This is a genomic window from Bacillus cereus (assembly GCF_015071065.1).
Classification (GTDB): domain Bacteria; phylum Bacillota; class Bacilli; order Bacillales; family Bacillaceae_G; genus Bacillus_A; species Bacillus_A cereus_BA.
On record NZ_VOVA01000007.1, the window covers coordinates 19,265 to 43,671 of the forward strand.

The window sequence follows — 24,407 nt, forward strand, 5'->3', positions numbered from 1 at the left end:
TGAACACAGTGAAGCTTGATGAATTTTTTGTCACAGGTGACCCGATTATTTACGGAGCTGACGCATCTATCGTTCTTGTGACATTAGCGATTCTTTTCGTACTAACAAAGTACAAAAAATGGAGATGGCTTTGGGATGAATGGTTAACAACTGTTGACCATAAAAAAATAGGAACCATGTATATTATCTCTGCCGTTATAATGTTATTCCGTGGTGGTATGGATGGTTTAATGATTCGTGCCCAGTTAACATTCCCAGATACAACATATTTAAATGCTGAACACTATAACGGAATCTTTACAACACATGGTACAGTTATGATTCTTTTCATGGCGATGCCATTCGTTCTAGGATTAATGAACGTCGTTGTACCATTACAAATTGGTGCTCGTGACGTTGCATATCCATTCTTAAATGCTTTAAGTTTCTGGTTATTCTTTATCGGAGCAATGTTATTCAACATCGCTTTCGTTATCGGTGGTTCACCAGACGCTGGATGGACTTCTTACTTCCCAATGGCAGGTACAGAGTTTACTCCTGGTGTAGGAAATAACTTCTATGCAATCGCCTTACAGATTTCAGGTCTTGGTACGTTAATGACAGGTATTAACTTCCTAGTTACGATCTTAAAAATGCGTACACCTGGCATGAAATTAATGAAAATGCCAATGTTTACATGGTCTATTTTAATTACATGTGTAATCATTATTTTCGCTTTCCCAGTATTAACAGTTGCTCTTGCATTAATGACATTTGACCGTCTATTCGATGCTCACTTCTTTACGATGGCGAGCGGCGGTATGCCAATGTTATGGGCCAACCTATTCTGGGTATGGGGTCACCCTGAAGTATATATCGTTATTTTACCGGCATTCGGTATTTTCTCTGAAATCATTAGTACATTCTCACGTAAACGTCTATTCGGTTACAGTGCGATGGTATACTCAATGGTTGCAATTTCTTTACTAAGTTTCGTCGTATGGCTTCATCACTTCTTCACAATGGGTGCAGGTCCAGCGGTTAACTCGTTCTTCTCGATTTCGACAATGGCGATTTCGATTCCAACCGGTGTTAAAATATTTAACTGGTTGTTTACGCTGTATAAAGGACGTATTCGTTTTACAGTTCCAATGCTTTGGTCATTGGCATTTATTCCAAACTTCGTAGTTGGTGGAGTTACAGGTGTTATGCTTGGAATGGCAGCAGCTGATTATCAATACCATAACAGCTACTTCCTAGTCGCTCACTTCCACTACGTATTAATCGCAGGTACAGTATTCGCTATGCTTGCCGGATTCACATTCTGGTATCCAAAAATGACAGGTCATATGCTAAATGAACGCCTTGGTAAATGGACATTCTGGATCTTTATGAGCGGATTTAACATCTGTTTCTTCCCAATGTACTTCCTAGGTTTAGATGGTATGACTCGTCGTATGTACACTTACTCTGAAAGCCTTGGATGGGGTTGGTTGAACCAAATCGCATCTGTCGGCGCAGTAATGATGGGTATCGGATTCGTAATTCTTTGTTACAACGTAATTTGGAGTGCACGTCATGGTGAACGTGACGTTACTGGAGATCCATGGGATGGCCGCACACTTGAATGGGCAACTCATTCTCCTGTACAACATTATAACTTCGCGAAACTTCCTGAAATTAAAGAAGCTGATGCTTTCTGGTTCATGAAAAAACGCGGAGAAACAATTACACCAACAGCTGATGAATTAAAACCAATTCACATGCCAAGTAACTCTGGTGTGCCTATTATTATGTCTGCATTCTTCGGACTTGCAGGTTTTGCATTAGTATTTAGCTGGTTCTGGATTGCAGCAATCGGTGGAATTGGTATTTTAGGTTGCTTAATCTATCGTTCATTCGATTATGATGATGGCTACTACGTAAGCGTTGATGAAATTAAAGAAACAGAACATATAGCATGAGAGGTGAAATGAAATGGCGGCTTTAGATAAAAGCTTACCTTTAGAATATCAATCTGAACAAAGCAGATTGAATATCCTAGGATTCTGGATTTTTCTTGGGGCTGAAATTATGCTGTTCGCAACACTTTTCGCCTCTTATCTAGTCCTTGCTGGTCGTACGGCAGATGGCCCAACACCAGCGCAACTGTTTGAAGTTAAAACACTTTTAATTCAAACACTACTACTTTTAACAAGTAGTTTCACATGTGGTATCGCAATTCACGAAATGCGTAAGCACAACCAAAAAGCAATGCTTGGATGGTTCATCTTTACATTACTTTTAGGTGCAGGCTTCCTATTCTTTGAAATTGAAGAATTTGTTATGTACGTTGGTGAAGGCGCAACAATTCAAACAAGTGCTTTCTTATCTGGATTCTTCGTTCTTCTTGGAACGCATGGTGCCCACGTAACAGGTGGTATCATTTGGGCAACTTGTGTTATTATCCAAATTTTAAAACGAGGTTTAACACCAGTTACAGCTCGTAAAGTATTTATTATCAGCTTATACTGGCATTTCCTTGATCTTGTTTGGGTCTTTATTTACACACTAGTTTACTTGAACGGGATGGTGGCGTAAATGGGTCAAAATAACAATCAAACAAATGCGCATAGCGGATTCCCATGGTCACACGTTTTCGGATTTATTTTATCGCTTGCACTAACGTTTCTAGCGTTATACGTAGCACTTTACACAAGCCTGCCACTTTCAACAATATTAACAACTATCATCATCATGGCAGTTGCGCAAGCGTTATTACAATTAATTATGTTCATGCACTTAAAAGAAGGAGAAGGAAGCATTCAAATTCTTACAATGATATACAGTTTCTTCGTTGCAGCTGCAACAGTTGGTCTTACTGTATGGATCTTCTTCTCAATGTAATTTGCATGATAAAGACTGCTGAGATTCCTCAGCAGTCTTTTTTTATTCTCTCCCCTATCACATCCACATTACGGAATTAACAACAGAATCATGAAAAATATACTTATTATGACAAATGTTAAGAAAACTCTTTCTTTATGAAATCGAATCCATATCCGTTGCTTTTCTACCTATTATATGGCTAAATAGGTACTATATTTATTTGAAGGGAGAGAACGCAATGGAACATCATTCTTCTGTTCTATCACTTATGGTTGTCGTCGCAATCGCGTTTTTCGTTCCCCTTTTGTTACAACGCTTTAAATTAAAAGCACTTCCTGTCGTTGTTGCAGAAATTATCGCAGGAATCTTTGTAGGTAAAAGTGGATTTAACATCATTGAGCCAGATATGTGGCTTCAAGTCTTATCAACACTAGGATTTATCTTCCTAATGTTCTTAAGTGGTTTAGAAATTGACTTTTCGATCTTTAAGCAAAAAGGGAAAAAGAATACGACAAACGAACCAAACACATTCCAAGCAGCAAGCATTATCTTCTTATTTATTTTCATTTTATCTTATGCCCTATCATTACTATTCGTATGGCTAGGATTTGTAGACAATGCAATGTTCATGACTTTAATTATTTCAACCATTTCTTTAGGTGTTGTCGTACCAACATTAAAAGAAAATAACTTAGGAAAAACAGCAATCGGGCAAATTATTTTATTAGTCGCTGTTATTGCAGACTTAGTTACAATGATTTTACTCGCTGTATTCGTCGGATTAAATTCCGAAAGTGGTCAAAGCATGTGGCTTCTACTTCTTCTATTCGTTGCTGGTATTGTAATTTACTTTGTCGCAAGACGCTTTAAAAATATTCCATACCTAGAAAGCTTAAAAGCCGGTAGTGTACAAATTGATACACGAGCTGTTTTTGCACTCATCTTAATATTAGTCGGATTATCTGAATCTGTTGGTGCAGAAAATATTTTGGGAGCCTTCTTAGCAGGTGTACTTGTATCCTTACTATCACCAAATGAAGACATGGTTGAAAAACTTGATTCCATTGGATATGGTTTCTTCATCCCTATTTTCTTCGTAATGGTTGGTGTAAATCTAGAAATATGGTCTATTTTTAAAGAGCCTTCTAGCATGCTAATGATTCCAATTTTAATTGTGGGACTCTTTATTTCAAAACTGTTACCATCATTAGTCTTACGAAAATGGTATCCACGCAATATCGTCTTAGGAAGTGCTATTTTATTAACCTCTACACTTTCTTTAGTTATTGCGGCTGCACAAATCGGTGAAAAGCTAGGCATCATTAGCCCAAGTTTATCAGCATCCCTTATTTTAAGTGCAGTTATTACTTGTATTTTTGCACCTATATTATTTAAAAAGATGTTTCCAAAAGTGGCAACACCAAAATCGAAAGTATCTATTATTGGCGCGAGCAGAATTACCCTTCCGTTATCACTTGATTTAAAACGTGAAGATTACGACGTAACATTATATATGATGCGTCAAAATAAAATAAATGATGAGGAAGCAATATCTCATGACTTCCCTATCGTGAAACTAGATGAAATCACAATCGAATCATTAACTGAACAAACAGCGTTCGAAGCAGACCGTGTTGTTGTTGCGACAAGTGATGATGAACAAAACTTATTATTAGCAGAACATGCAAAAGAATTAGGTGTTGAACACGTCATCGCAAGTGTAGAAGATCCCCTTCTACAAGAAAAAGCGACTCAAGAACATATCGCTGTATTCTCGACTATTAACTCTACACGTATTTTATTACGTGCACTTATTGATAAGCCAAGTCTCGTTCGCTTAATTACAACAGCAAATGAAACAGTACGTGAGGTTGAACTACGAAGTAATAAATATAACGGTTTAGCACTTCGTCGCCTTCCGTTTTTAGGTGATGTACTTGTCATTCAAATTTACCGTGGTAATAAAGCATTAATCCCACATGGTGATACGAAGTTACAGCATGGCGATACTTTACTTGTAACGGGTTCAAAAGAACATATTGATACAATGAAAAACATATTAGAATAGAAAATGCCCCTCACATAAATGAGGGGCATTTTTTCATTTTCATATGGTAAAATGTTACTATCACATATTATGAGGATGAATAACATTATGTCTATTTCAACTTTAGCTCTCTTATTATTAGCAGAAGTACTCGTCGCCATTATTCTCATCGGTATTAGCATTGAAATTTGTAGCTACGGATGGAAAAAATCGAATGGAATTAAGTACTTTTGTCTCTTACTTTCACTCCTTCTCGGAACCGCTAGCATACTAGGACTTCTCGTTGCACCCGCATATTTCTTCTTACAACTTATAGAAAAAGGCTTATAAGAAAGGATGATAATATGATTACTGTGAAACAGATTGATGCGTCTGAAACATATTTATTTCGTCAAACGATTTTGCGTCCCAATCAACCTTTAGAAGACTGTAAATACCCTTCCGACTACGAAACAGACACCTTCCACTTAGGTGCATTTATAAACGATGAACTTATTAGCATCGCTTCCTTCTCAAAAGAAATATATCCAGACTTACAAACTGGTATTCATTATCGACTACGAGGAATGGCAACATTACCTAACTTCCGAAATCAGCACGCTGGAAGCTCCTTAATTCAGAAAGCGGAACAAATCTTGCAAGTGCGTAACGCAAACATTCTATGGTGTAATGGCCGAATTACTGTAACTGACTATTACAAGCGCTTAGGCTTTCATGAACATGGTGAAATCTTTGAAATTGAACCGATTGGTCTTCATAAAGTTCTGTATAAAAAGATATAAGAAAAGCTTTCCCCAATACGGGAAAGCTTTTTTATATTTCAATCTTCACTTTTTATCTTTTTCATATATATGTATATAAACAAACTAGGAACTAAAAAACAAGCAAACATGATAAGTGCTGTTATACTCATTTCTTTTATCGAAATATCTGGTGTTACAATGATACAAATAGCTAAAATCCCAATAACAATACCTACTGGAATGAATAATAATTTCATGAAATAACTACGAGATACTCCCCCTGTATGCTCATACACTTCCACCGAATTTTTTAAGTTTAAAAAGTTAATAACTATTATCCCACCCATAAATATCATTAATAAATCCGAAACACTTTCATAACCTGCCCCTTGCAAGACGTAACGGTAAAAAACAACACCTAGTATGACGATATTTTGTAAGATGAAAGCTAGTCTAATATGTTTTAATCCCTCAATCATTAAACGTTCATCTTTCACAATTTTCACCCTATCACTCCTTTTCCTCCCAAAACAAATCATTCAATGTTTTATCTACCGCATAACAAATTTTTAAACATAAATCTAAAGACGGATTGTATTTCCCCTTCTCAATTAAACTAATCGTTTGCCTTGTAACGCCTACTTTTTCTGCTAATTGTTGCTGTGTTAAATCTAACTGAACACGCGCGACTTTTATTTTACTTACAGCCATTCATGTTCCTCCTCTATCTTTATAGTAACATATATATTCCATTAAGTAATTTATATTTTGCGTAACTAATTTCATTTTCACCTTATCCCGCATTAACCCCCACTGATTATAGTTTCACTTTATTATACACAAAAAAGGAGCCTCTCATAAGAAGCCCCCTCTCCTATATCTATATTATAAGAATAAATGACATCCAAATAAAATTGTAAATAAGTATAGTAACGGATGTACTTCCATTCCTTTCCCCTTCACGATTTTTAAAATTGGATACACTAAAAATCCGATTGCAATTCCATTCGCAATACTAGATGTTAACGGAATACCAACGAAAATTAAAAATGCCGGTAATGCATCTTCAAATTCATTCCAATTAATATCACGAATGCTTTGTGCCATTAAGCTACCTACTATAATTAAAGAAGGAGCTGTAATAGCTGCTACACTTGATAAAGAGGCAATAACAGGGCTAAAGAATGCCGTTATAATCGTTAAACAAACGACTACAATACCTGTCAATCCAGTTTTACCACCTGCCGCAATTCCAGCTGAAGATTCAATTGTCGCTGCTGTCGGGCTTGTCCCAAAGATAGAACCTGTCGTCCCGCCAATTGCATCTGCAATGAACGCCTTGCCAAAGCGCTTTTCAGTGTTATCTGTATTTAAACCTGCTTGTTTAATTAAACCAAGTAACGCACCTGTTGTATCAAATAAAAGTACAAGTAAGAATGAAAAAATAACTCCATATAAACCGTATTGAATTACATCTGAAAATGCATTGATAGGGTTTGAAACAATAATTCCTTCTGGTAAATGTGGCATTGCGACAATGCTATTTTCAAACCTTAATTGCCCTGTAAAGAAAGCAATAATCCCTGTCACAATCATACTAATAAACAACGCACCACTAACACGTAATACCATTAATACCGCCGCTAACACTAAACCAACTATTGTTAAAATAACAGCCGGTGAATGAAAGTCTCCAATTGTAACTAAGTTAGATGGATGATCAACGATAATACCCGAAAGTCGCAATCCGATAAAAGCAATAAATAATCCGATTCCACCTGCAATTGCATGTTTTAAACTGTCAGGAATTGCGACAATTAGCTTTTGCCTAAACGAGGTGAAAGATAATAAAAGAAAAATAATACCTGTTACAAATACTGCTGAAAACGCAATGACATATGTAATCCCCTCTGCCTGTTGAACAACAGAGTAAGCAAAATATGCATTCATTCCCATAGCTGGAGCAATAACAATTGGATAGTTAGCTAAAAACGCCATACATAGCGTTCCAACAACTGTCGCAATAATAGTCGCCGTAAAAGCTTGATCAAATGGTACACCTGCATCAGATAATATTTTCGGATTGATGACAAGAATATACGCAAATGTAAAAAAAGTTGTGATGCCAGCTAAAATTTCTTGCTTCACAGAAGTGTTATACTTTTGTAATTGAAACATACTTATGTACCCTTCCTACACCTGAATTATTATCACACATTCTTTTCTTATTAGTATGTGAGAAAATGTAATACTTAATCTTAACAATCAATAAAAAGAAGAGTCAATATATTCTCTAATAGTTAGAATTTTAAGTTTAAGTCTGACAAGCGCAGATATAGTACAGTGTATTATGATTATTTTTGTAGCATAACAGATAGAAATGTTTTATAATTTGAAATAGTTAAATATTTAGTGAATACATTCAAATATTGTTCACTCTACAGGGGGTATTCTTCTTATGCAGCAAACAAACAAATCTGAAACTTTAAACCGTGGTTTAAAACAGCGACATATTACCTTAATGTCTCTCGGTTCAGCTATTGGCGTTGGATTATTTTTAGGATCTGCCTCCGCTATTAAACTAGCTGGTCCTTCCATTTTATTAGGCTATATGATTGCCGGACTCGTTATTTTTTTCATTATGCGTGCGCTCGGAGAAATGGCAATTGAACAACCAGTTGCTGGCTCTTTTAGTAAATATGCAAATGATTACATCAGCCCACTAGCTGGGTATATTACAGGCTGGAATTATTGGTTTTTATGGGTTGTTACTTGTATGGCGGAAATTACAGCGGCAGGAATTTACATGCAGTACTGGTTCCCAGATATCCCGCGCTGGATTTGGGCATTACTAGCTCTTTTATTAATGAGTGCTTTCAACTTCTTATCTGTAAAAGTATTTGGAGAACTTGAGTTTTGGTTTGCTCTCATCAAAATTGTCACAATTATCTGTATGATAGTAGTCGGTGCTGGGATTATTTTATTCGGATTTGGAAACGGAGGCGTTGCAACTGGCATTTCAAATCTTTGGGAGCATGGAGGCTGGTTCCCAAATGGCTTCTCTGGATTACTGCTTTCCTTACAAATGGTATTATTCGCTTATTTAGGAGTCGAACTTATCGGGGTTACAGCTGGTGAAGCTCAAAATCCAAAGAAGACACTTGCAAAAGCAATTGATAACGTATTTTGGAGAATTTTATTATTCTACGTTGGAGCTCTATTCGTTATGATGGCAATTTATCCATGGAACGAATTTGGTGAGAAAGGAAGTCCCTTCGTACTAACGTTCCAGCAAATCGGTATTGCAAAGGCAGCAGGTATTATTAACTTTGTTGTTTTAACAGCTGCTCTTTCTTCTTGTAATGGTGGTTTGTTTAGTACAGGCCGTATGTTATTTACATTAGCACAGCAAAAGAAAGCACCGGAACGATTCGGTCGTTTAAATAAAAATGGCATTCCGAGTCAAGGGATTATAGCAACTACGATTGTTTTACTCGTTGGCGTTATGTTAAACTATCTCGTTCCTGCAAAAGTATTTACTTGGTTAACTAGTATTTCAACTTTCGGTGCAATTTGGACTTGGGGTATTATATTAGTCGCTCAAATTAAATTCCGTAAAAGTTTGCCTATGCAAAACAAACAAAAGTTAACATATAAAATGCCACTACACCCGTTAAGCTCATACTTCTCACTTGGATTCCTTGTCCTTGTACTAGGTATAATGGCGTATTCAGAAGATACACGAATTGCATTGATTGTCGGCCCAATTTGGCTTATTGGTTTAGCTATCGTGTATTACATGAAAGGGTTTCATAAGATTGATGAAACGCCTAATTCAAAAATTAGTTAAGTTCATGATCTCTTCCTATTTACTAGGAAGAGATTTTTTCATTATTCGCATAAATATTTTTCAATTAAATTAACGTTATCTTTACACTATTTAATATTTTCTATCTTTCTTTCCTAAAAAAAATAGATTACATTATTAAAGCACATATATTTATTATTAGGGGGATTCTTCTATGAAGAATAAAAAATGGATTACATTTTCTTTAGCAGCAGCAATTACACTTAGTATAGGAAGTTCGTACATTCCGTCTACTTATGCCGAAAGCTCCGTAGACCCAGCTCCTGAAATTGCTGCAAAAGTTGTAAATCAAAATAATGGGAAGAAAGTATTATTCGATAATACACACGGTCAAACGGCTGGGACAGCTGACTGGGTTATTGACGGAGGATTTTCTGATTTTGGAAACGGCATTGCCCAAAACGGATATCATGTAAAGGAACTTCGTAAATCAACACCTATTACATACGACGATTTAAAAGCTTACAATGTATTTATCGTTCCAGAAGCAAATATTCCTTATAAAAAATCTGAGCAAGATGCAATGTTACAATACGTACAAAATGGCGGTAGTATTTTCTTCATTGCCGATCATTATAATGCAGATCGTAATAAAAACCGCTGGGACTCCTCAGAAGTGTTCAATGGATATAGACGCGGGGCATGGGATAATCCAGCAAAGGGAATGTCTAATGAAGAAACAACTTCACAAGCTATGCAAGGAGTAGAAAGCTCTGATTGGCTATCCGATAATTTCGGTATTCGCTTCCGTTACAATGCACTTGGTGATGTTTCAGCTAAAAATATTGTCTCACCCGCGCAATCATTCGGAATTACAGAAGGCGTTTCATCTGTAGCAATGCATGCCGGTTCTACTCTTGCGATTACAAATCCAAAACTAGCGAAAGGTCTTGTTTACCTTCCAGAAAATCCTTCAAAATGGAATAACGCTGTTGATAGCGGTGTTTATAACGGCGGTGGTGTTGCAGAAGGACCTTACGCTGCTATTGCGAAAGTTGGTCTTGGAAAAGCAGCCTTTATTGGTGATTCTTCTCCCGTTGAAGACGCATCTCCAAAATACGTTCGTGAAGATTCCGGTCAATCAAAGAAAACATATGATGGATACAAAGAAGAAAACGATGCTGTTTTACTAGAAAATATCGTAAATTGGTTGGCTAAACAAGAGACATTTACTAGCTTAGATCAAGTTAATGGTTTACAGCTTGATTCACCTACAACTCTACAAACATTTGAACAACCAAACTTATCAACAGAACCACAACCAGAACCTTGGAGTGCGCCCAATGCAGGTTATCAATGGTTCAATACAAATACTTTTAAACCGGGTTCATACGGCTATAACGGTGCAGTGACAGCAAGTGATTACGTAATTACACATCCTAGTATTCTACCAAACAATGAAGTGTTCCAAATAAAGATTCAAGTAAATAACTTATTACCAAATACAACGTACAATAATTACTCTTTAGGTATCTTCACAACTGGCGGAACACAAGTGGCAAAAGTTCAAAATACCAATGGCACTTGGCCATCTGCTTTCGGATATAGTAGTACATTCTCTTTCACAACAAACATCTTAGGTTCTGCTGAAAAAATTGTGAGTGTACAATTGGATTCAAATACAACTGGACAAGCAACGCTTCGTCTGCGTCAAAATACAACAGCGAAATATAATGAGACTGTAACGATTGGTAAGAAGTAAAGAAAAGGCAATCCAAATGTGGATTGCCTTTTTTCACTTCTCTTCTTTCGAGAAAAACATTCTTGAAATAACAATACCTATACTACCAACGATTAAGAATAACACCGCTCTGATCATCATAGACACCTCTGGTAAGTCGAGAAGGAATAACTTCCCTACTGTTACTACTAATACGACTAGACCAGCATATAATATTTCATTCATCTGTCTATTCCGGCCAAACCAAACTGCAAATAACGCATATACCATCCATAGTAACGATACAGATACGCTAATTATACTTCCATCTGTAGAAAGAACTTCACCGATTCTAGTAATTGTAATAAATACAATGACCATTAACCAGTAGAGCGCCATAGAATAAACATATTTACCAAAACTCGCTAACACTTCTTTCGCTTGTATCATGCAATAATAGAACGTTCCTATTAAAATAATATGAGCGACAAATCCTGCTGAAATGAACTGATCAAACGGGCTAAAAATCGTCTGTATCATTCCAATCGCGTAAATCGTTGCACTTACATACAATTTAATATTTTGTTTTACTTTAATAGAAGTAACCATACCGAGGAAACCTTGTAGCAATAACACGATTGCTGCATTCACTAAACTGTACTCATATAAAATCGCTAAACTAAATGATCCCATTGCAAAACCGAATATAAGATTTGTAAATACAGAATGTTTATTCTTCCTATATTCAAGTGCGAACATAACAGCATGCACGCATGCACTTATAACTAATCCCCACGTTGTAAATTCAGGTATGTTTGCAATAGCTACAATAAATAAAACTGCATTCGCACTAAATAGCGCCAATCTTGCTTCTTGTATAAAACTTCTCTCCGAAAACATATGCCAAAATAACAGTAAATGAATTACGCCGTATACAGCCGTTAACTGTACTTGCAAATTCCCTACTAATATTGACATAACAGCAAAGAAGACAAATAGGACAATGGCAGCAACAACATAAGAAATCATATATAAGTACTTATAACGGTTTTTTAATGCATACCACAATAAACTGATTGTTAATATCGTCTCATAACTAAAGAAAATATACGTATTAGGCGTCGTACTATTTAACAAGAACGGAACGAAAAATGCTCCTACCGCTACAAAAATAGCAAGGTATTCCGATCTATATCTTTTTGCTAAATAAATCCCTAAAATAACCCATATAATGTTGCAGATAAATGCGATACTTGCAGGAATAAATTCATATAAATAATGTGCCGCAAACGTCGTTAAAACAATACCTGTAATACTTCCGCCAGCTAATACTAACCCTAACGCTTGCCGCTCTCTTTTAATTTGTATATCTCCTACATAATACAAACCGATAGATAGTGCTATGCCAAACACAATTCGTATCGCCGGTGTTAATAATCCAGTATCTACCCCTGCTTTAAATAGCCAAATAACCCCGAGTAGCATAATACCGACAAATATACGTGGTAACCACGTTTGGCAAAACTTTATAATATTAAATGGCTCTGGTTTAAAAGAAGATATATCTACTTGTTTTACCTCAATTTCTTGTACTGACTCTTTTATTGTAACTACATCCTCTTGCAGCTTTTCCCCCATTACCGTTTCAATATATTCTTTCTTTTCCTTACCAACATGTTGCTGAGCGTTTTCTACTTCTATTTCCCTTTGTTTTGCTTTCAACTCAAAAAGTGCTTCTTGAATCGTTTCAATCGCTGTTTCGAGTGCTTCTATCTTCTTATTTAAATCCTCCTTCATACGCTCCCCCCTCACTATAGACTTTTATAAAACCTATATATTACCAATTACCTTTATCATACTCTTAGTCTATTCATTTTCAATACTATTTTTCCAAAAAAAGAAAGGTGTTTTCCAAAATAGGAAAACACCTCTTACTTATTTATTCTTATTTATAGTAATACTAACAATTAAACCGAGGCAGACACCTACAAATGCCGGAACAATCCAACCTACACCTTCTGAATAAAACGGAAGAATTTTTAGTAGTGGTGTCCATTTATTCATCAGTACACTTTTGTTTAAAATATCAATCGCACTAAATAACGCTACGATTCCAATCGTTACCGAATATACGTATACATACTTCCCAATATACTTATGGAATAACCCTAAAATAATAAGCGTTAGTGCAACTGGATAAATAAATCCAAGAATCGGTACCGATACTTTTAAAATTTGCGTTAATCCTAAATTAGCTAAAACCATACTAACAAAACTTAATATAAATGCCCAAACTTTATAAGATACTTTCGGAAATACACTTGCGAAAAATTGACTGCAAGACGTAACAAGTCCGATTGAAACACATAGACAAGCGACAGTAAAAATAAGACCTAATAAAACTAACCCACCTTGTCCAAATAATGTCGTCATAACTTGTGCTAACACTTTCGCACCGTTATCAAATGTGCCCAACGAACCACTAATTGAGCCAACATATCCAAGAATGACATAAATAATAGATAATAAAAGCCCTGCTCCAATGCCAGCGATACTCATATATTTCGCTAAACCTTTATCATCCTCTACACCTTTTGCACGCAGAGCATTTGCAATAACAATCCCAAATATTAAAGCCGCTAACGCATCCATCGTTAAATATCCCTCTAAAAATCCTTGGAACATAGGAGCTTGTCCATAATTTCCTACAGGCTCTTTCACACTGCCTACTGATGTAAACATACTTTTTATAAATATAATGGCAATCATACATAATAATAAAGGCGTTAACACCTTCCCAAACAATCCCATTAATTTAGACGGTGATAAACTTAACCAGTAAACAATACTAAAGAAAATAGCCGTGTATAATAACAAGACTACGCTACCCGCTTCTGGGAACAACTGACCTGGTCCCATTTCAAAAGCTAAACTTCCTGCACGTGGTATACCAAGACCAGGTCCAATAAATAAGTACACAATACATGGAAAAATAATTGCAAATGAAGAATGAACCCTGCCCGATAACGTTTGAAAGCTCCCTGCTTTCGCAATAGCGATAACACCTAATATCGGAAGCCCTGTTGCTGATATAATAAAACCTAACAATGCAATCCACACATGCTCTCCTGCTTCGTATCCAAGGAAAGGTGGAAATATAAGATTTCCGGCCCCAAAGAACATAGAGAATAACATAAGACTAATAAGCAAAATTTCTTTTTTCTGTAACAATTTCATTTCTTTCTCCTTCTTCAATTTCATCTTGTATGAAATCCATTCCACATATAGGGAACACGCGACAATCCGCTTCCTTACAAAGAAAACATAGTCCATAGTCTATCACAAAAGAAACACCCATTCTATATCTATATCTCTTTTCCAATTTCTTCTGAAAAATCAACCTTTATTGACTTATAATAGTTAATAAAGTAAAATATTAATCATACAAAACTATTAACTTTGTTTTTTGCTTGTGTCAGGAGGAAAATATTATGGAATCAGCGATACAACTAGAAAGAGAACAACAAAGAAAAAAGAAACATCCTCCAGGTTTATACTTACTCTTCTTTACAGAAATGTGGGAAAGATTTAGTTACTATGGATTACGAGGATTATTAACATTATATTTAACGACAGCCTTAGTAAGCGGTGGTCTTGGGTTTAGTCCTGCATGGGCACTCTCCATTTACGGATTCTATACTGGAGCCTGTTATTTCACCCCATTAATTGGTGGATACTTAACAGACCGTTTCCTAGGTAGAAGAAAAGCCATCACAATTGGTGGTATAACGATGGCAATCGGTAACCTTACACTATTTGCCTTGCAAAGCCAAGTCGGCCTATACCTCGGATTAGCGCTTATTATTATAGGTAATGGATTCTTTAAACCGAATATCTCTACACTTGTTGGAGAATTATACGAAGAAAATGATCCAAAACGTGATAGTGCATTTACAATTTTCTATATGGGTATTAACGTCGGTTCATTTTTAGCTCCACTCGTTTGCGGATTTTTATCAGAAAATTTATTCAAAACAACAGTAGATGGCGTTGTTCATTTCGGATTCCGTTACGGTTTCTTAGCCGCTTCAATCGGAATGATCATTGGACAAATTTTATTTACAACACTATCTAATCGCTTCCTTGGTGATATTGGTAAAAAACCAACTCGCGATTTACAAACAACAGATGGACAACAAACAGCTGGAAATACACCATTAACAAAAAAAGAGAAACAACATACAGCGGTTATCGTCATTTTAACGTGCTTCGTTGTCTTCTTCTGGGCCGGTTTTGAACAAGCTGGTAGTTCGTTAACATTATATACAAACAAATTCGTTGACCGCTCCGTATTCGGATGGGAAGTACCAACGTCTTGGTTCCAATCGGTCAATCCATTATTTATTATTTTACTTGCACCAGCCATTTCAGCATTATGGGCGAAACTGGCAACTAGAAAAAATGGTGACATGAAAATCCCAACAAAAATGGGACTTGGTATGATCTTACTCGGTATCGGTTATATTGTTCTTGTTATCGCTACATTAAAAACAGGTAGTGACGAACATAACATTACAGAAAAAGCAAACTTACTATTTATCGTCTTTACGTATCTTTTCCATACGTTAGGTGAGCTATTCTTATCACCTGTCGGGCTATCAATGGTTAGTGCTCTCGCTCCAGTAAAACTAGCCTCTTTATTAATGGGCGTATGGTTAGCAAGCTCAGGTATTGCTAATATTTTAGGCGGACAGCTTGCAAGCTTCACAACTTCACTTGGATATGCTGAAGTATTCACAGTTATTGGCGCTGTGGCGATCGTTTTAGGTTGTGTTTTATTATCAATTTCTAAGAAATTAGTGAAATGGATGGATTAAAAAAAGATGAGGAATTTTCCTCATCTTTTTTTACGCTTTCTTTCCCTTTTCTATTGCTTGTTCATACAAGCCTTTATGTTCTTTATATTCACTTGGCACGAAACTCTTATAGAAGAACGAAAGCCAGCTGTCTCCTTTTTTATATCCTTCTTCTCGAATTTCCGCTGCCTTTTTATTTGATTTAAATCCTTCAGTAAACCATTTCTTTAATGTTTCATTCTTTTCATACTTAGCAGGAACTTTTAAGTCGTAGTTTTCAAATGCATATGTATATCCAGCTTTTTCCGCTGCCTTTTTAGCAGACTTATATCCCTTTTCATACGCAGTTTCATATGCTTTCACATATACATCCTTTTCAGTATTCCCAGGTTTCTTTTCAGCTAACTCTTTACCACCCTTTTCACCGAGTTCTGCTTGCTCTTTTTCGATTTTTGCTGTTCTCTCTTTATTCCCTACTTGGAAACCTTCTGCAAAGTTCCCCTTAAACTCAGGAGTAATTTGACTATCGTCCATTGCCTCTTGTGCTACCCCTTGCTCTTTACCTTTTTCAAAATGTGCTTTTTTCTGTTCTTCTAAAGACCATGCCGTAGCATACGCAGTTGTAAATGCTTGTTTATATGCATCTGACTTTCCAGCTAAATGTCCTTCTGCATTGTTTTTTCCTGCTTTAAAATCTGTCTCTCCGTTTTTTTGCCCTTCAGCTTGTCCCTTTTCAGCCTCAGCTTTACGCTGCGCTTCCTCCTGCTTACGTGCTTCTTCTGCTTTGCGCTGTTCTTCTGCAACGCGTTGTCTCTCTGCCTCTGCTTTGCGCTGTCTCTCTTCTTCTGCTTTACGCTGTTCTTCTGCAGCACGTTGTTTTTCTGCCTCCGCATTACGCTGCGCTTCTGCTTGTCTTTCAGCTTCTACAGCACCATTATTATTTTGGCTAGGAGCTGGACTCGTTGCACCACTACTAGAAGCTGGTTTATTGTGATAATGATATTCCCCGTACTGTAATCCCCATTTCTCACAATTTGTACGGCACGTATGTCCACCATTAGCATCTGTACGTCCTGGATGTGCATAAGCAGAAATTGGCGCTACCAATAACGCTACACTTGTTGTTAAAAGAAGTTTCTTCACCTGTTGTCTCACTCTTGTTCCTCCCAAAATCTAGAATCCTAACTTTATTATACATAAATAGAAAAATACTTAAATACAAACTAAAATATTCTATTATTTCTCAACATTGGTAAAAAAGAAGGTCAACTCTTTAAAGAGTTGACCTTCTTTTTTATTTCTGCGCCTTTGTTCCTACTAAATCACCAGCAACAACATAACGTTTAGAATTATCCTTCACAGATACACATGTAATAAGTGTCAGCTCATCTTTCCCATGATCCTCTACAACTTCCCACTTATCAGGAGTTACTTCAGATACACCAGTAACAGCATACTCATATTCGTTTTCATTATCATATAAATAAATTTTATCGCCTTGTTTCAAAGATGATATATCACTAAATAAAACACCTTTTTTAGACATGTTATGTCCTGCTAGTGCGTAATTCCCTTTTCCCATTACTTGATTTTCTTTTACAGTCCCTGCACCTGACAATAGGTTTTTCTCAGTAGAAGCTTTTAAAACAGGCAGTTCTACTGAAACACTTGGAATTGAAATACGACCGATTACTTGTTTTTTATCTAACGATGCACTCGCTACTTCTGCCAAGTCTGGTTGATTAATTTTTGAAGCATCTACAAATTCCGTCTCATGCTTTTCATAATCCATCTTTTGAACAGCCTGTACATTTTCAGTCTGTTTCTTTTCAGCCTGATATCCATCATAGAATGGCTTTCCGATTAATACACCTCCTACAACAAATAGAAGGATTGCTACTATACTATAAATTCTTTGCTTATTCATATACAATTCCTTTCCCTTACAAAATCTTACTCTATATAAAATGATAAAATAATATTGCTATATGTACAAGTATAAGCTGAAAAGAAACTTTCTTGCCGATGCAAGAAGGTTTCTTTTTAAGCCAATTTATTTCTGTATAGAGATACGTGAAATACTGTCATTTGAATTAAATAAATCAAATATACAACATATAAAGGATATGCCGAAATATATAAATTTGCTACAGGCGTAAATATTAATAATCCTAGTGCACACGGTAATACAAACCATAGTGATACAAATGTTGTTCGACATGCTTTATCTGTAATAACTTTCTCACGCTCATCCTCTTGAAGAAATAGTAAAGGAAACAATCTCAATGAATGTTTATTATATTTCTTCTTATGCAATCTTTTTAAAAATGCTAATATGATAGCTACAATAAATATTAATGCAAATGGCAACCAACGTATCGTTATTTCAAATGGGAACTTTTCAGTTTTAATAATATCAGCAAACTGTATATAAAAATCATAAAACTCTACAAATGCCCAGCATGCCAATACACTGTAAAATAAATTTATGATATATGAAGCAACAATTCTATTCATCCTCTTCCCCCTCCTTATTTAAAACAAACACATCTTCCATCTTTAACTGGAACACATCACAAATCGTTAACGCTAGTAACAATGAAGGAACATAATCCCCTTTTTCAATTGCAGCGATTGTTTGTCTCGTCACCCCAACCTTTTCTGCTAATACACTTTGCGTAAAATTAAAGCGAGCTCTTAATTCCTTCACTCTGTTTAAAATGGTCAAATTTACCACCCCTTACCATTATTGTATGCCATCTTTAACAAAATGTAAACTCAACTTAACATTATTTTTACAAAAAAATCCAACTTTACATATTGTAAAGTTGGATTTCGTTTTAGTTTAAAATTGTAACTTTAACACTTCTTCTGCCCCAATTATTAGCTGTAGCTGAATCTGGCATTAATAAATCAATTATATGACCTTTAATCGCACTACCAGTATCTCCAGCAATTGCTGTACCATAATTTTCCACATATACAGTAGAACCTAATGGAATCACAGCTGGATCTACAGCAATTAGTTTCATGTTTGGATTTGCAGTCAAATTATGTCCTAACTTAGACTTTACAATTTCACCCGATTTATAGCCATTTTCAGATGGATCAGCTGTATAAGCAGTTGCTGTTACATAAAATTCTTTTCCACCTTGAGCTGGTTTTGGATCCGGCTTAGCTGGTGTTGTATCTTTAGCTACAGGTTCAGCTGGTTTATTAGCTTTTTCTTGTTTTTGCTTTTCAGCAATTTCCGCTTGTGCTTTCGCTAAAGCTTCTTGCTCAGCCTTTGCAGCCGCTTCTGCTTTTGCACGCTCTTCCGCTGCAATTCTTGCTGCTTCTTGCTCACGAGCAATCGTTTCTTGTACCGCCTTCATATTTGACTCAATTTTAGCTTTTTCTTCCGCTGCTAAATTAAGTTGGCTTGCAACCTGATTATATTTAGCTTGAACTGCTTGTAAGTTATCTTGACGTTTTTTCAAGTTATCTTGCAAATCAGCTTGTGCTTTTGCTAATTTTTGTTTATCTACTACTAAAGATGCTTCTTTTTCGTCAATCTCTTTTTTATCTTCTTCAATTTGACGAAGATCTTGTTCTTGTAGACGTAAAATCTCTTTATCTGCTTCTAGAATAGTAGTAACTGCGTTCATACGTTGTATGAAATCTGCAAAGTTTTTTGATTCTACAACAACTTCTACTACTAAACTCGTATTTGAGCTATTTTGAACAGAAACCATACGTTTTTTCATAATATCCTTACGAGCAAGGACTTTATCTTCTAAAACGATAATATCTGCTTTTTTTTGTTCAATCTGCTTATGTGTTTCATCGATTTTACGTTGAATAGCAGCTTGATCCTCTTTATTTTTTGCAATTGTATTATTTAAATTATGTAGTTCGTTTTCGATACCTTGAATTTCTTTACTAACAGCTTGCTTCTCTTGCTCTTTCTTCTGCATATCTGCATCGTTTTGCTGCAATTGCTGTTGCATATTGTTAAGTTTCTCGTCGTTTGACTCTGCTTTTACAGCGACTGTACTAGAAAGAATAATAATTCCTGCTAATACTAGACTACTGATTCGCTTAAAATAGTTCATAATCCGACTCCCTTCTTATACAGTTATACATGATTTATTTTACAGTTTGTTTACAGAACCATTAAATACAGTTTATTTTTCATGACAAAAAAAGGGAATTATGAATAAAATGTAATAGATTCTTAAATATTTAACAATTCCTATATTTAAAAATTATAAAAGATGCTAAAATCCAAATATAGAGAAAATATAACTTCTAAAGGCGGTTGAGATAAATACATGTTTACTCAAAAGAAAGCACTCCAACATAAAATTGATCAATTAGAAAATCGTATACAAGAACTAGAAACAGAATTAAAACAAAAAGATATTGAAAACCAAGAGACTATTTCTTCTATCCACGACCGTGTACAAAGCGTTGTTCAAGAGCATCAACTTGTAAATAACCAGCACCATACACTCCAAAATTTAATTCAACAATTAAACTCATGTTTTGAAAATGTTTCAACACGTACGACACATTCCAATGAATTAAATAGTGAAATGTTACAAAAAGAACAAAGCTTAATTCAGTCTATTGAAGAAATTATCGATTGTTCTAATGAAGGAAAAGAATCTGTTCACCGTTTACTTATTGTAATTAATAAATTAGGTGAACAATCTCAGCGCACTTCTAATAGTATGAATCATTTAAGCGAGCGCTCTAAAGAAATTGAACAAATAGTAGAAGTGATTCAAAACATTGCTGCGCAAACAAATTTATTAGCGTTAAATGCAAGTATTGAAGCTGCACGTGCTGGAGAGCATGGAAAAGGATTCGCTGTTGTTGCCAATGAAGTAAGAAAACTAGCAGAAAGCACAGCAGAAAGTACAAAAAATATTGGCAATTTAACGAAAAAAATCCAAGAAGAAATTGAAAAAGCGTACGAAAATACAAAAGATAATTTACATTTAGTTGATGAAGGTGTAGAAATGAGCGCCGATACTAACGCTAGAATTGAAAATATTTTAATAATGATTCAAACATTACAAAGTGGCGCTACAAATGTTATTAAAGCTATCGAAAACCAAAAATCTTGTAATGATGATATATTACGAGAATTTGCAAATACACAACAAATGTTCCAAAAATTAAATACTACTATTATGAATCATATTCATGATGCTGAAAAAGTCGATGTTCAATTAACTAAAAGTCTTCAAGAAACAGTAGCTTCTCATTAATAATAAAAATCCCTTATACTGCTATAAGGGATTTTTATTATATTTCGAATATTTATTTCTTCTCAATATTCACCCTCTCTTTTGTTATAATGGAAAAGTTGTTTCTTTCGATTAATAAACAAGGAGGTTATTATGGAACAATTTTACTACATTTTAAAGTATTTAATTCTTGGTCTGTTCCAAGGGCTAACAGAACCAATTCCGATTTCTTCAAGCGGTCACCTCGTTTTAGCACAGCATTTGCTAGGACTAAAAATAGAAGGGTTTAGCTTTGAGCTACTTGTAAATTCAGCTTCATTATTAGCTGTATTACTTATTTATAGAAATGACTTAATTCGTCTAACAAAGAATGGTCTATCTTATATATTCACAAGAGCAGAAGATGCAAAATCAGATTTCTTCTTTATTATTTACCTTGTTATTGCAACAATTCCAGCAGGTGTAATTGGAGTTTTATTTAAAGATTATATCGACCACTATTTAAAAGGTGTGAAAATGGTTGGGATTTCCCTTCTCATTACTGCTATCGGCCTTTGGATTATTCGAAACTTACGTGGACGTAAAAATGATGGCGACCTTTCTATGAAAGATGCAATCATTATTGGTCTAGCACAAGCTTGCGCACTAATTCCTGGTATAAGCAGATCAGGTGCTACAATCGTAGCGGCAATGTTACTTGGTATGAAGCAAGAAACAGCTCTTCGCTTCTCATTCTTACTATACATTCCTGTTAGCTTAGGTGGTTTATTGTTAAGTATTACAGACATTGCAAACGATCCAAATTTAGATACATTATTTGTACCTTATATTGTTGCTTTCATCGCAACATTTGTCATGACATATATTTCATTAAAATGGTTTATGAACATTATGGCAAAAGGAAATTTAAAATATTTCTCTTTCTACTGTATTATCGTAGGTGTGCTAACTATCATTTTCTTATAAAGTGAAACTTTAATCAGTGGGGGTTTACGGGCAGTTGATCTCCCACCTAACTTCTTCGCTCCAGCTGAATTTTGAGGTGGGAGTCTTACAGCCCGCAAATAGCGGGATAAAGTGAAACTTACACTCTTTAAAGCAAGTCATTCTATTAAAATAGGATGACTTGCTTTTTATATTTCAAATTAAAATAAATCCCATTATTTACTTTGAATTTTCCGAATAGCATAACACCAATTATCCTCACTACTTTCCCTTACATGTATAAAGAAAATATAAGCTCTCTCTTCTATCCTGTTTTTTATCATTATCGAAAAAGAGGTGTTCGCATGTTTATTGTTACTAAACTTATTCATATTAAATATGGCTATGAAAATGAAATATTTCATTCGCTTAGACAGCATTATCCATCGTCTGGCACACAAGGTTTTATTAACATAGAATTTTCGCACATGCATCGTACAGATGATGGCGCTGAATATATGGTTCGTATGTTATGGAAAACACAACAATATTATCATGAGTGGATTTCAAAAAGAAAGAGCGGTGAAACGTGGAAACACCAAATGCAACATTACATCCTTTCTTCCAAATCCAATGCTACCTATATGAAATAAAAAACCTCTTACTGCCCCCATACAGTAAGAGGTTTCTCCTTATGCATAAACTTTCTTTTCCTGACAATACAGGCGAATAACATGTTTATTATTTTGAAATACATCATGTGTTAAGCGAATAATAATAAAGTTTCGTTTTGTGTTATCATCATGGACAAAAATCTGTTCCCCCTCTTGAAAACGCCATGCACTTTCAAAAGTCGTAATATGACCCCCGCTTACTGAAAAAAGCTCATATTGCATATCATGTACCTCTCTCAATTTATATCATTATAATATCCTTATATTAAATTTAGTATAACGCAAATCCTATATAATTTGTGATTTTTTCTATTTCAAACTAATATATCTTTGTTAGAAACTCTTTTTAAGGCTATAATAATAGACGTATTTTTATTAAAAGGAGCTTCATTTTGACTGCATATTTATTTCCAGTAAAAACAGCATTTATTTTATTTCCTATTTTAGCAATGTTTCTCTTAATTCCTTTTTTAATATTTAATTATCGAAAATACGGTTATTTAAATAAATGGCGCTCATTTATTTTATACTCATTATTACTTTACTTATTAAATGCCTATTTTCTTGTTATTTTGCCGTTACCACAAACGTACGATACTTGTAGCCTACAACCTGCTAATACACAGCACATGCAACTATCACCATTTTATTTCATACAAGAGATTAGTAATCATACATCGACAATTTTAACGAAACCAGCTACTTATTTCTACTTATTAAAAGAATCTGCATTTTTACAAGTTGCTTTTAACGTTCTACTAACCGTTCCATTCGGTATTTACTTACGTTATTATTTCCGACGTAGTTTCTTACAGACTATTTGTATTTCTTTTTGTCTTTCACTATTTTTCGAGCTAACACAGGTGACTGGATTATACGGTATATATAATTGTGCCTATCGCTTATTCGATATCGACGATTTGTTTTTAAATACATTAGGAGGAATCATTGGTTTTATTATCGCTCCAGTATTTACGTACTTCCTTCCGAAAGCAAGCGAATTGGATAGTCATATTGATTTGGAAACAAAACCAGTCGGATTCGTTCGTCGCCTTATCGCGATGCAAATTGATTGGATTTTCTTATCTATCGTTGTACCGGTCATTAAAAACAAAGGAAATTCTATCTTTATTTCTAGTATTCAATCTTACACAAATGTGTATGAACTCATTTTCATTACGTGTTCGATCTTTATTTATTTTATTATCATTCCATACTTTACGAATGGAAGAACAATTGGAAAAGCATTACTTCGTATTTACGTGAAAGGAAAATCAGAACGTATTACAATGAAGGAATTATTCATTCGTTACGGTATATTCTATTTTGTTTTAGGTGGAATCAATTATATTCTTTCTAGTAGCTCTATTTTAAATCTTACAGAGCCTTTAGTATTACTGGTTACATTATTGTTCCAATTCGTAATTAACGGCCTATTCATTATTCATGTTTTATTGCATGTATTTAGCCGTGATAAATTACTATTTTACGAGCATATCAGTCATACAAGAAATGCAATTACACTTAAAAAAGCTGACAAATAATAATTTG

At 35.0% G+C, this 24,407-nt stretch carries 23 protein-coding genes and 1 pseudogene; 13 read left to right on the forward strand and 11 right to left on the reverse strand.

Annotation, left to right across the window (positions count from 1 at the left end):
- The first annotated feature begins 8 nt into the window (after positions 1 to 8).
- From qoxB to FT637_RS18095, 6 genes are all read left to right on the forward strand, one after another.
- Positions 9 to 1,943 carry a cytochrome aa3 quinol oxidase subunit I gene (gene qoxB, locus FT637_RS18070; protein ID WP_193647477.1) on the forward strand — a complete coding sequence of 645 codons (1,935 nt, stop codon included), beginning with the start codon at positions 9 to 11 and terminating at the stop codon, positions 1,941 to 1,943.
- Positions 1,944 to 1,956: 13 nt separating this feature from the next.
- A complete protein-coding gene (gene qoxC / locus FT637_RS18075) occupies positions 1,957 to 2,559 on the forward strand; it encodes a cytochrome aa3 quinol oxidase subunit III (RefSeq protein ID WP_193647478.1) in 603 nt (200 codons plus the stop codon).
- Positions 2,560 to 2,865 (forward strand): cytochrome aa3 quinol oxidase subunit IV, encoded by a 306-nt coding sequence (qoxD, locus tag FT637_RS18080; RefSeq protein WP_193647479.1) that lies wholly within the window; start codon positions 2,560 to 2,562, stop codon positions 2,863 to 2,865.
- A gap of 220 nt (positions 2,866 to 3,085) precedes the next feature.
- Positions 3,086 to 4,915 carry a monovalent cation:proton antiporter family protein gene (locus tag FT637_RS18085; RefSeq protein WP_193647480.1) on the forward strand — a complete coding sequence of 610 codons (1,830 nt, stop codon included), beginning with the start codon at positions 3,086 to 3,088 and terminating at the stop codon, positions 4,913 to 4,915.
- Positions 4,916 to 4,933: 18 nt separating this feature from the next.
- Positions 4,934 to 5,224, forward strand: a complete 291-nt coding sequence (locus tag FT637_RS18090; RefSeq protein ID WP_193647481.1) for a DUF4022 family protein — start codon at positions 4,934 to 4,936, stop codon at positions 5,222 to 5,224.
- A 14-nt stretch (positions 5,225 to 5,238) separates the two neighbouring features.
- Positions 5,239 to 5,676 carry a GNAT family N-acetyltransferase gene (locus FT637_RS18095; RefSeq protein WP_193647482.1) on the forward strand — a complete coding sequence of 146 codons (438 nt, stop codon included), beginning with the start codon at positions 5,239 to 5,241 and terminating at the stop codon, positions 5,674 to 5,676.
- A gap of 38 nt (positions 5,677 to 5,714) precedes the next feature.
- Here the strand turns inward: FT637_RS18095 and FT637_RS18100 are convergent, their stop codons facing one another.
- The 3 genes from FT637_RS18100 to FT637_RS18110 form a co-directional block, all read right to left on the reverse strand.
- On the reverse strand, positions 5,715 to 6,143 hold the full coding sequence (locus FT637_RS18100) for a hypothetical protein (protein ID WP_193647483.1): 429 nt from the start codon (positions 6,141 to 6,143) through the stop codon (positions 5,715 to 5,717).
- Between the two features lie 4 nt (positions 6,144 to 6,147).
- Positions 6,148 to 6,348, reverse strand: a complete 201-nt coding sequence (locus tag FT637_RS18105) for a helix-turn-helix transcriptional regulator (protein ID WP_000301182.1) — start codon at positions 6,346 to 6,348, stop codon at positions 6,148 to 6,150.
- Between the two features lie 174 nt (positions 6,349 to 6,522).
- Positions 6,523 to 7,815, reverse strand: a complete 1,293-nt coding sequence (locus tag FT637_RS18110) for an NCS2 family permease (protein ID WP_193647484.1) — start codon at positions 7,813 to 7,815, stop codon at positions 6,523 to 6,525.
- A 280-nt stretch (positions 7,816 to 8,095) separates the two neighbouring features.
- Between FT637_RS18110 and FT637_RS18115 the strand changes: the two genes are divergently transcribed.
- The gene (locus FT637_RS18115; protein ID WP_193647485.1) at positions 8,096 to 9,487 is read left to right on the forward strand and encodes an amino acid permease; all 1,392 of its coding nucleotides are present in this window, start codon (positions 8,096 to 8,098) and stop codon (positions 9,485 to 9,487) included.
- Between the two features lie 172 nt (positions 9,488 to 9,659).
- Positions 9,660 to 11,207 carry a DNA-binding protein gene (locus FT637_RS18120; RefSeq protein WP_193647486.1) on the forward strand — a complete coding sequence of 516 codons (1,548 nt, stop codon included), beginning with the start codon at positions 9,660 to 9,662 and terminating at the stop codon, positions 11,205 to 11,207.
- A gap of 33 nt (positions 11,208 to 11,240) precedes the next feature.
- Here the strand turns inward: FT637_RS18120 and FT637_RS18125 are convergent, their stop codons facing one another.
- Both FT637_RS18125 and brnQ1 read right to left on the reverse strand, forming a co-directional pair.
- On the reverse strand, positions 11,241 to 12,962 hold the full coding sequence (locus FT637_RS18125) for a DUF2339 domain-containing protein (RefSeq protein ID WP_193647487.1): 1,722 nt from the start codon (positions 12,960 to 12,962) through the stop codon (positions 11,241 to 11,243).
- 138 nt (positions 12,963 to 13,100) lie between these two features.
- Entirely contained in the window at positions 13,101 to 14,402 is a 1,302-nt protein-coding gene (gene brnQ1, locus FT637_RS18130) for a branched-chain amino acid transport system II carrier protein BrnQ1 (RefSeq protein WP_227493854.1), read from the reverse strand.
- Between the two features lie 254 nt (positions 14,403 to 14,656).
- Between brnQ1 and FT637_RS18135 the strand changes: the two genes are divergently transcribed.
- Complete coding sequence (locus FT637_RS18135) at positions 14,657 to 16,042, forward strand: peptide MFS transporter (RefSeq protein WP_193647489.1); 1,386 nt, start codon at positions 14,657 to 14,659, stop codon at positions 16,040 to 16,042.
- 30 nt (positions 16,043 to 16,072) lie between these two features.
- On the opposite strand, the gene FT637_RS18140 is transcribed toward FT637_RS18135, so the two are convergent.
- The 5 genes from FT637_RS18140 to FT637_RS18160 all read right to left on the reverse strand — a co-directional run bounded on the left by FT637_RS18140 (position 16,073) and on the right by FT637_RS18160 (position 20,115).
- Positions 16,073 to 17,176 (reverse strand): YHYH domain-containing protein, encoded by a 1,104-nt coding sequence (locus FT637_RS18140; protein ID WP_193647490.1) that lies wholly within the window; start codon positions 17,174 to 17,176, stop codon positions 16,073 to 16,075.
- A 139-nt stretch (positions 17,177 to 17,315) separates the two neighbouring features.
- A complete protein-coding gene (locus FT637_RS18145) occupies positions 17,316 to 17,948 on the reverse strand; it encodes a class A sortase (RefSeq protein ID WP_193647491.1) in 633 nt (210 codons plus the stop codon).
- A 116-nt stretch (positions 17,949 to 18,064) separates the two neighbouring features.
- Positions 18,065 to 18,538, reverse strand: a complete 474-nt coding sequence (locus FT637_RS18150) for an RNA polymerase (RefSeq protein ID WP_193647492.1) — start codon at positions 18,536 to 18,538, stop codon at positions 18,065 to 18,067.
- Positions 18,531 to 18,749: a helix-turn-helix transcriptional regulator gene (locus FT637_RS18155; RefSeq protein ID WP_000154019.1), complete on the reverse strand. Its 219-nt coding sequence runs from the start codon at positions 18,747 to 18,749 to the stop codon at positions 18,531 to 18,533. Before FT637_RS18155 ends, FT637_RS18150 begins: the two co-directional genes overlap by 8 nt.
- Positions 18,750 to 18,861: 112 nt before the next feature.
- Positions 18,862 to 20,115, reverse strand: coding sequence for a 3D domain-containing protein (locus tag FT637_RS18160; protein ID WP_193647493.1), 1,254 nt, complete (start codon positions 20,113 to 20,115; stop codon positions 18,862 to 18,864).
- Positions 20,116 to 20,760: 645 nt separating this feature from the next.
- Here FT637_RS18160 and FT637_RS30640 point away from each other — a divergent pair.
- From FT637_RS30640 to FT637_RS18175, 3 genes and pseudogenes are all read left to right on the forward strand, one after another.
- Positions 20,761 to 21,279, forward strand: a pseudogene (locus tag FT637_RS30640) (methyl-accepting chemotaxis protein); the annotation flags it as partial.
- 132 nt (positions 21,280 to 21,411) lie between these two features.
- Positions 21,412 to 22,224, forward strand: coding sequence for an undecaprenyl-diphosphate phosphatase (locus tag FT637_RS18170; RefSeq protein WP_002010553.1), 813 nt, complete (start codon positions 21,412 to 21,414; stop codon positions 22,222 to 22,224).
- A 323-nt stretch (positions 22,225 to 22,547) separates the two neighbouring features.
- The gene (locus FT637_RS18175; protein WP_193647495.1) at positions 22,548 to 22,835 is read left to right on the forward strand and encodes a hypothetical protein; all 288 of its coding nucleotides are present in this window, start codon (positions 22,548 to 22,550) and stop codon (positions 22,833 to 22,835) included.
- Between the two features lie 39 nt (positions 22,836 to 22,874).
- Here FT637_RS18175 and FT637_RS18180 read toward each other — a convergent pair whose 3' ends face one another.
- On the reverse strand, positions 22,875 to 23,078 hold the full coding sequence (locus FT637_RS18180) for a hypothetical protein (protein ID WP_193647496.1): 204 nt from the start codon (positions 23,076 to 23,078) through the stop codon (positions 22,875 to 22,877).
- Between the two features lie 170 nt (positions 23,079 to 23,248).
- Here FT637_RS18180 and FT637_RS18185 point away from each other — a divergent pair, with 170 nt between their 5' ends.
- On the forward strand, positions 23,249 to 24,400 hold the full coding sequence (locus tag FT637_RS18185) for a VanZ family protein (protein ID WP_193647497.1): 1,152 nt from the start codon (positions 23,249 to 23,251) through the stop codon (positions 24,398 to 24,400).
- Positions 24,401 to 24,407 lie beyond the last annotated feature (7 nt).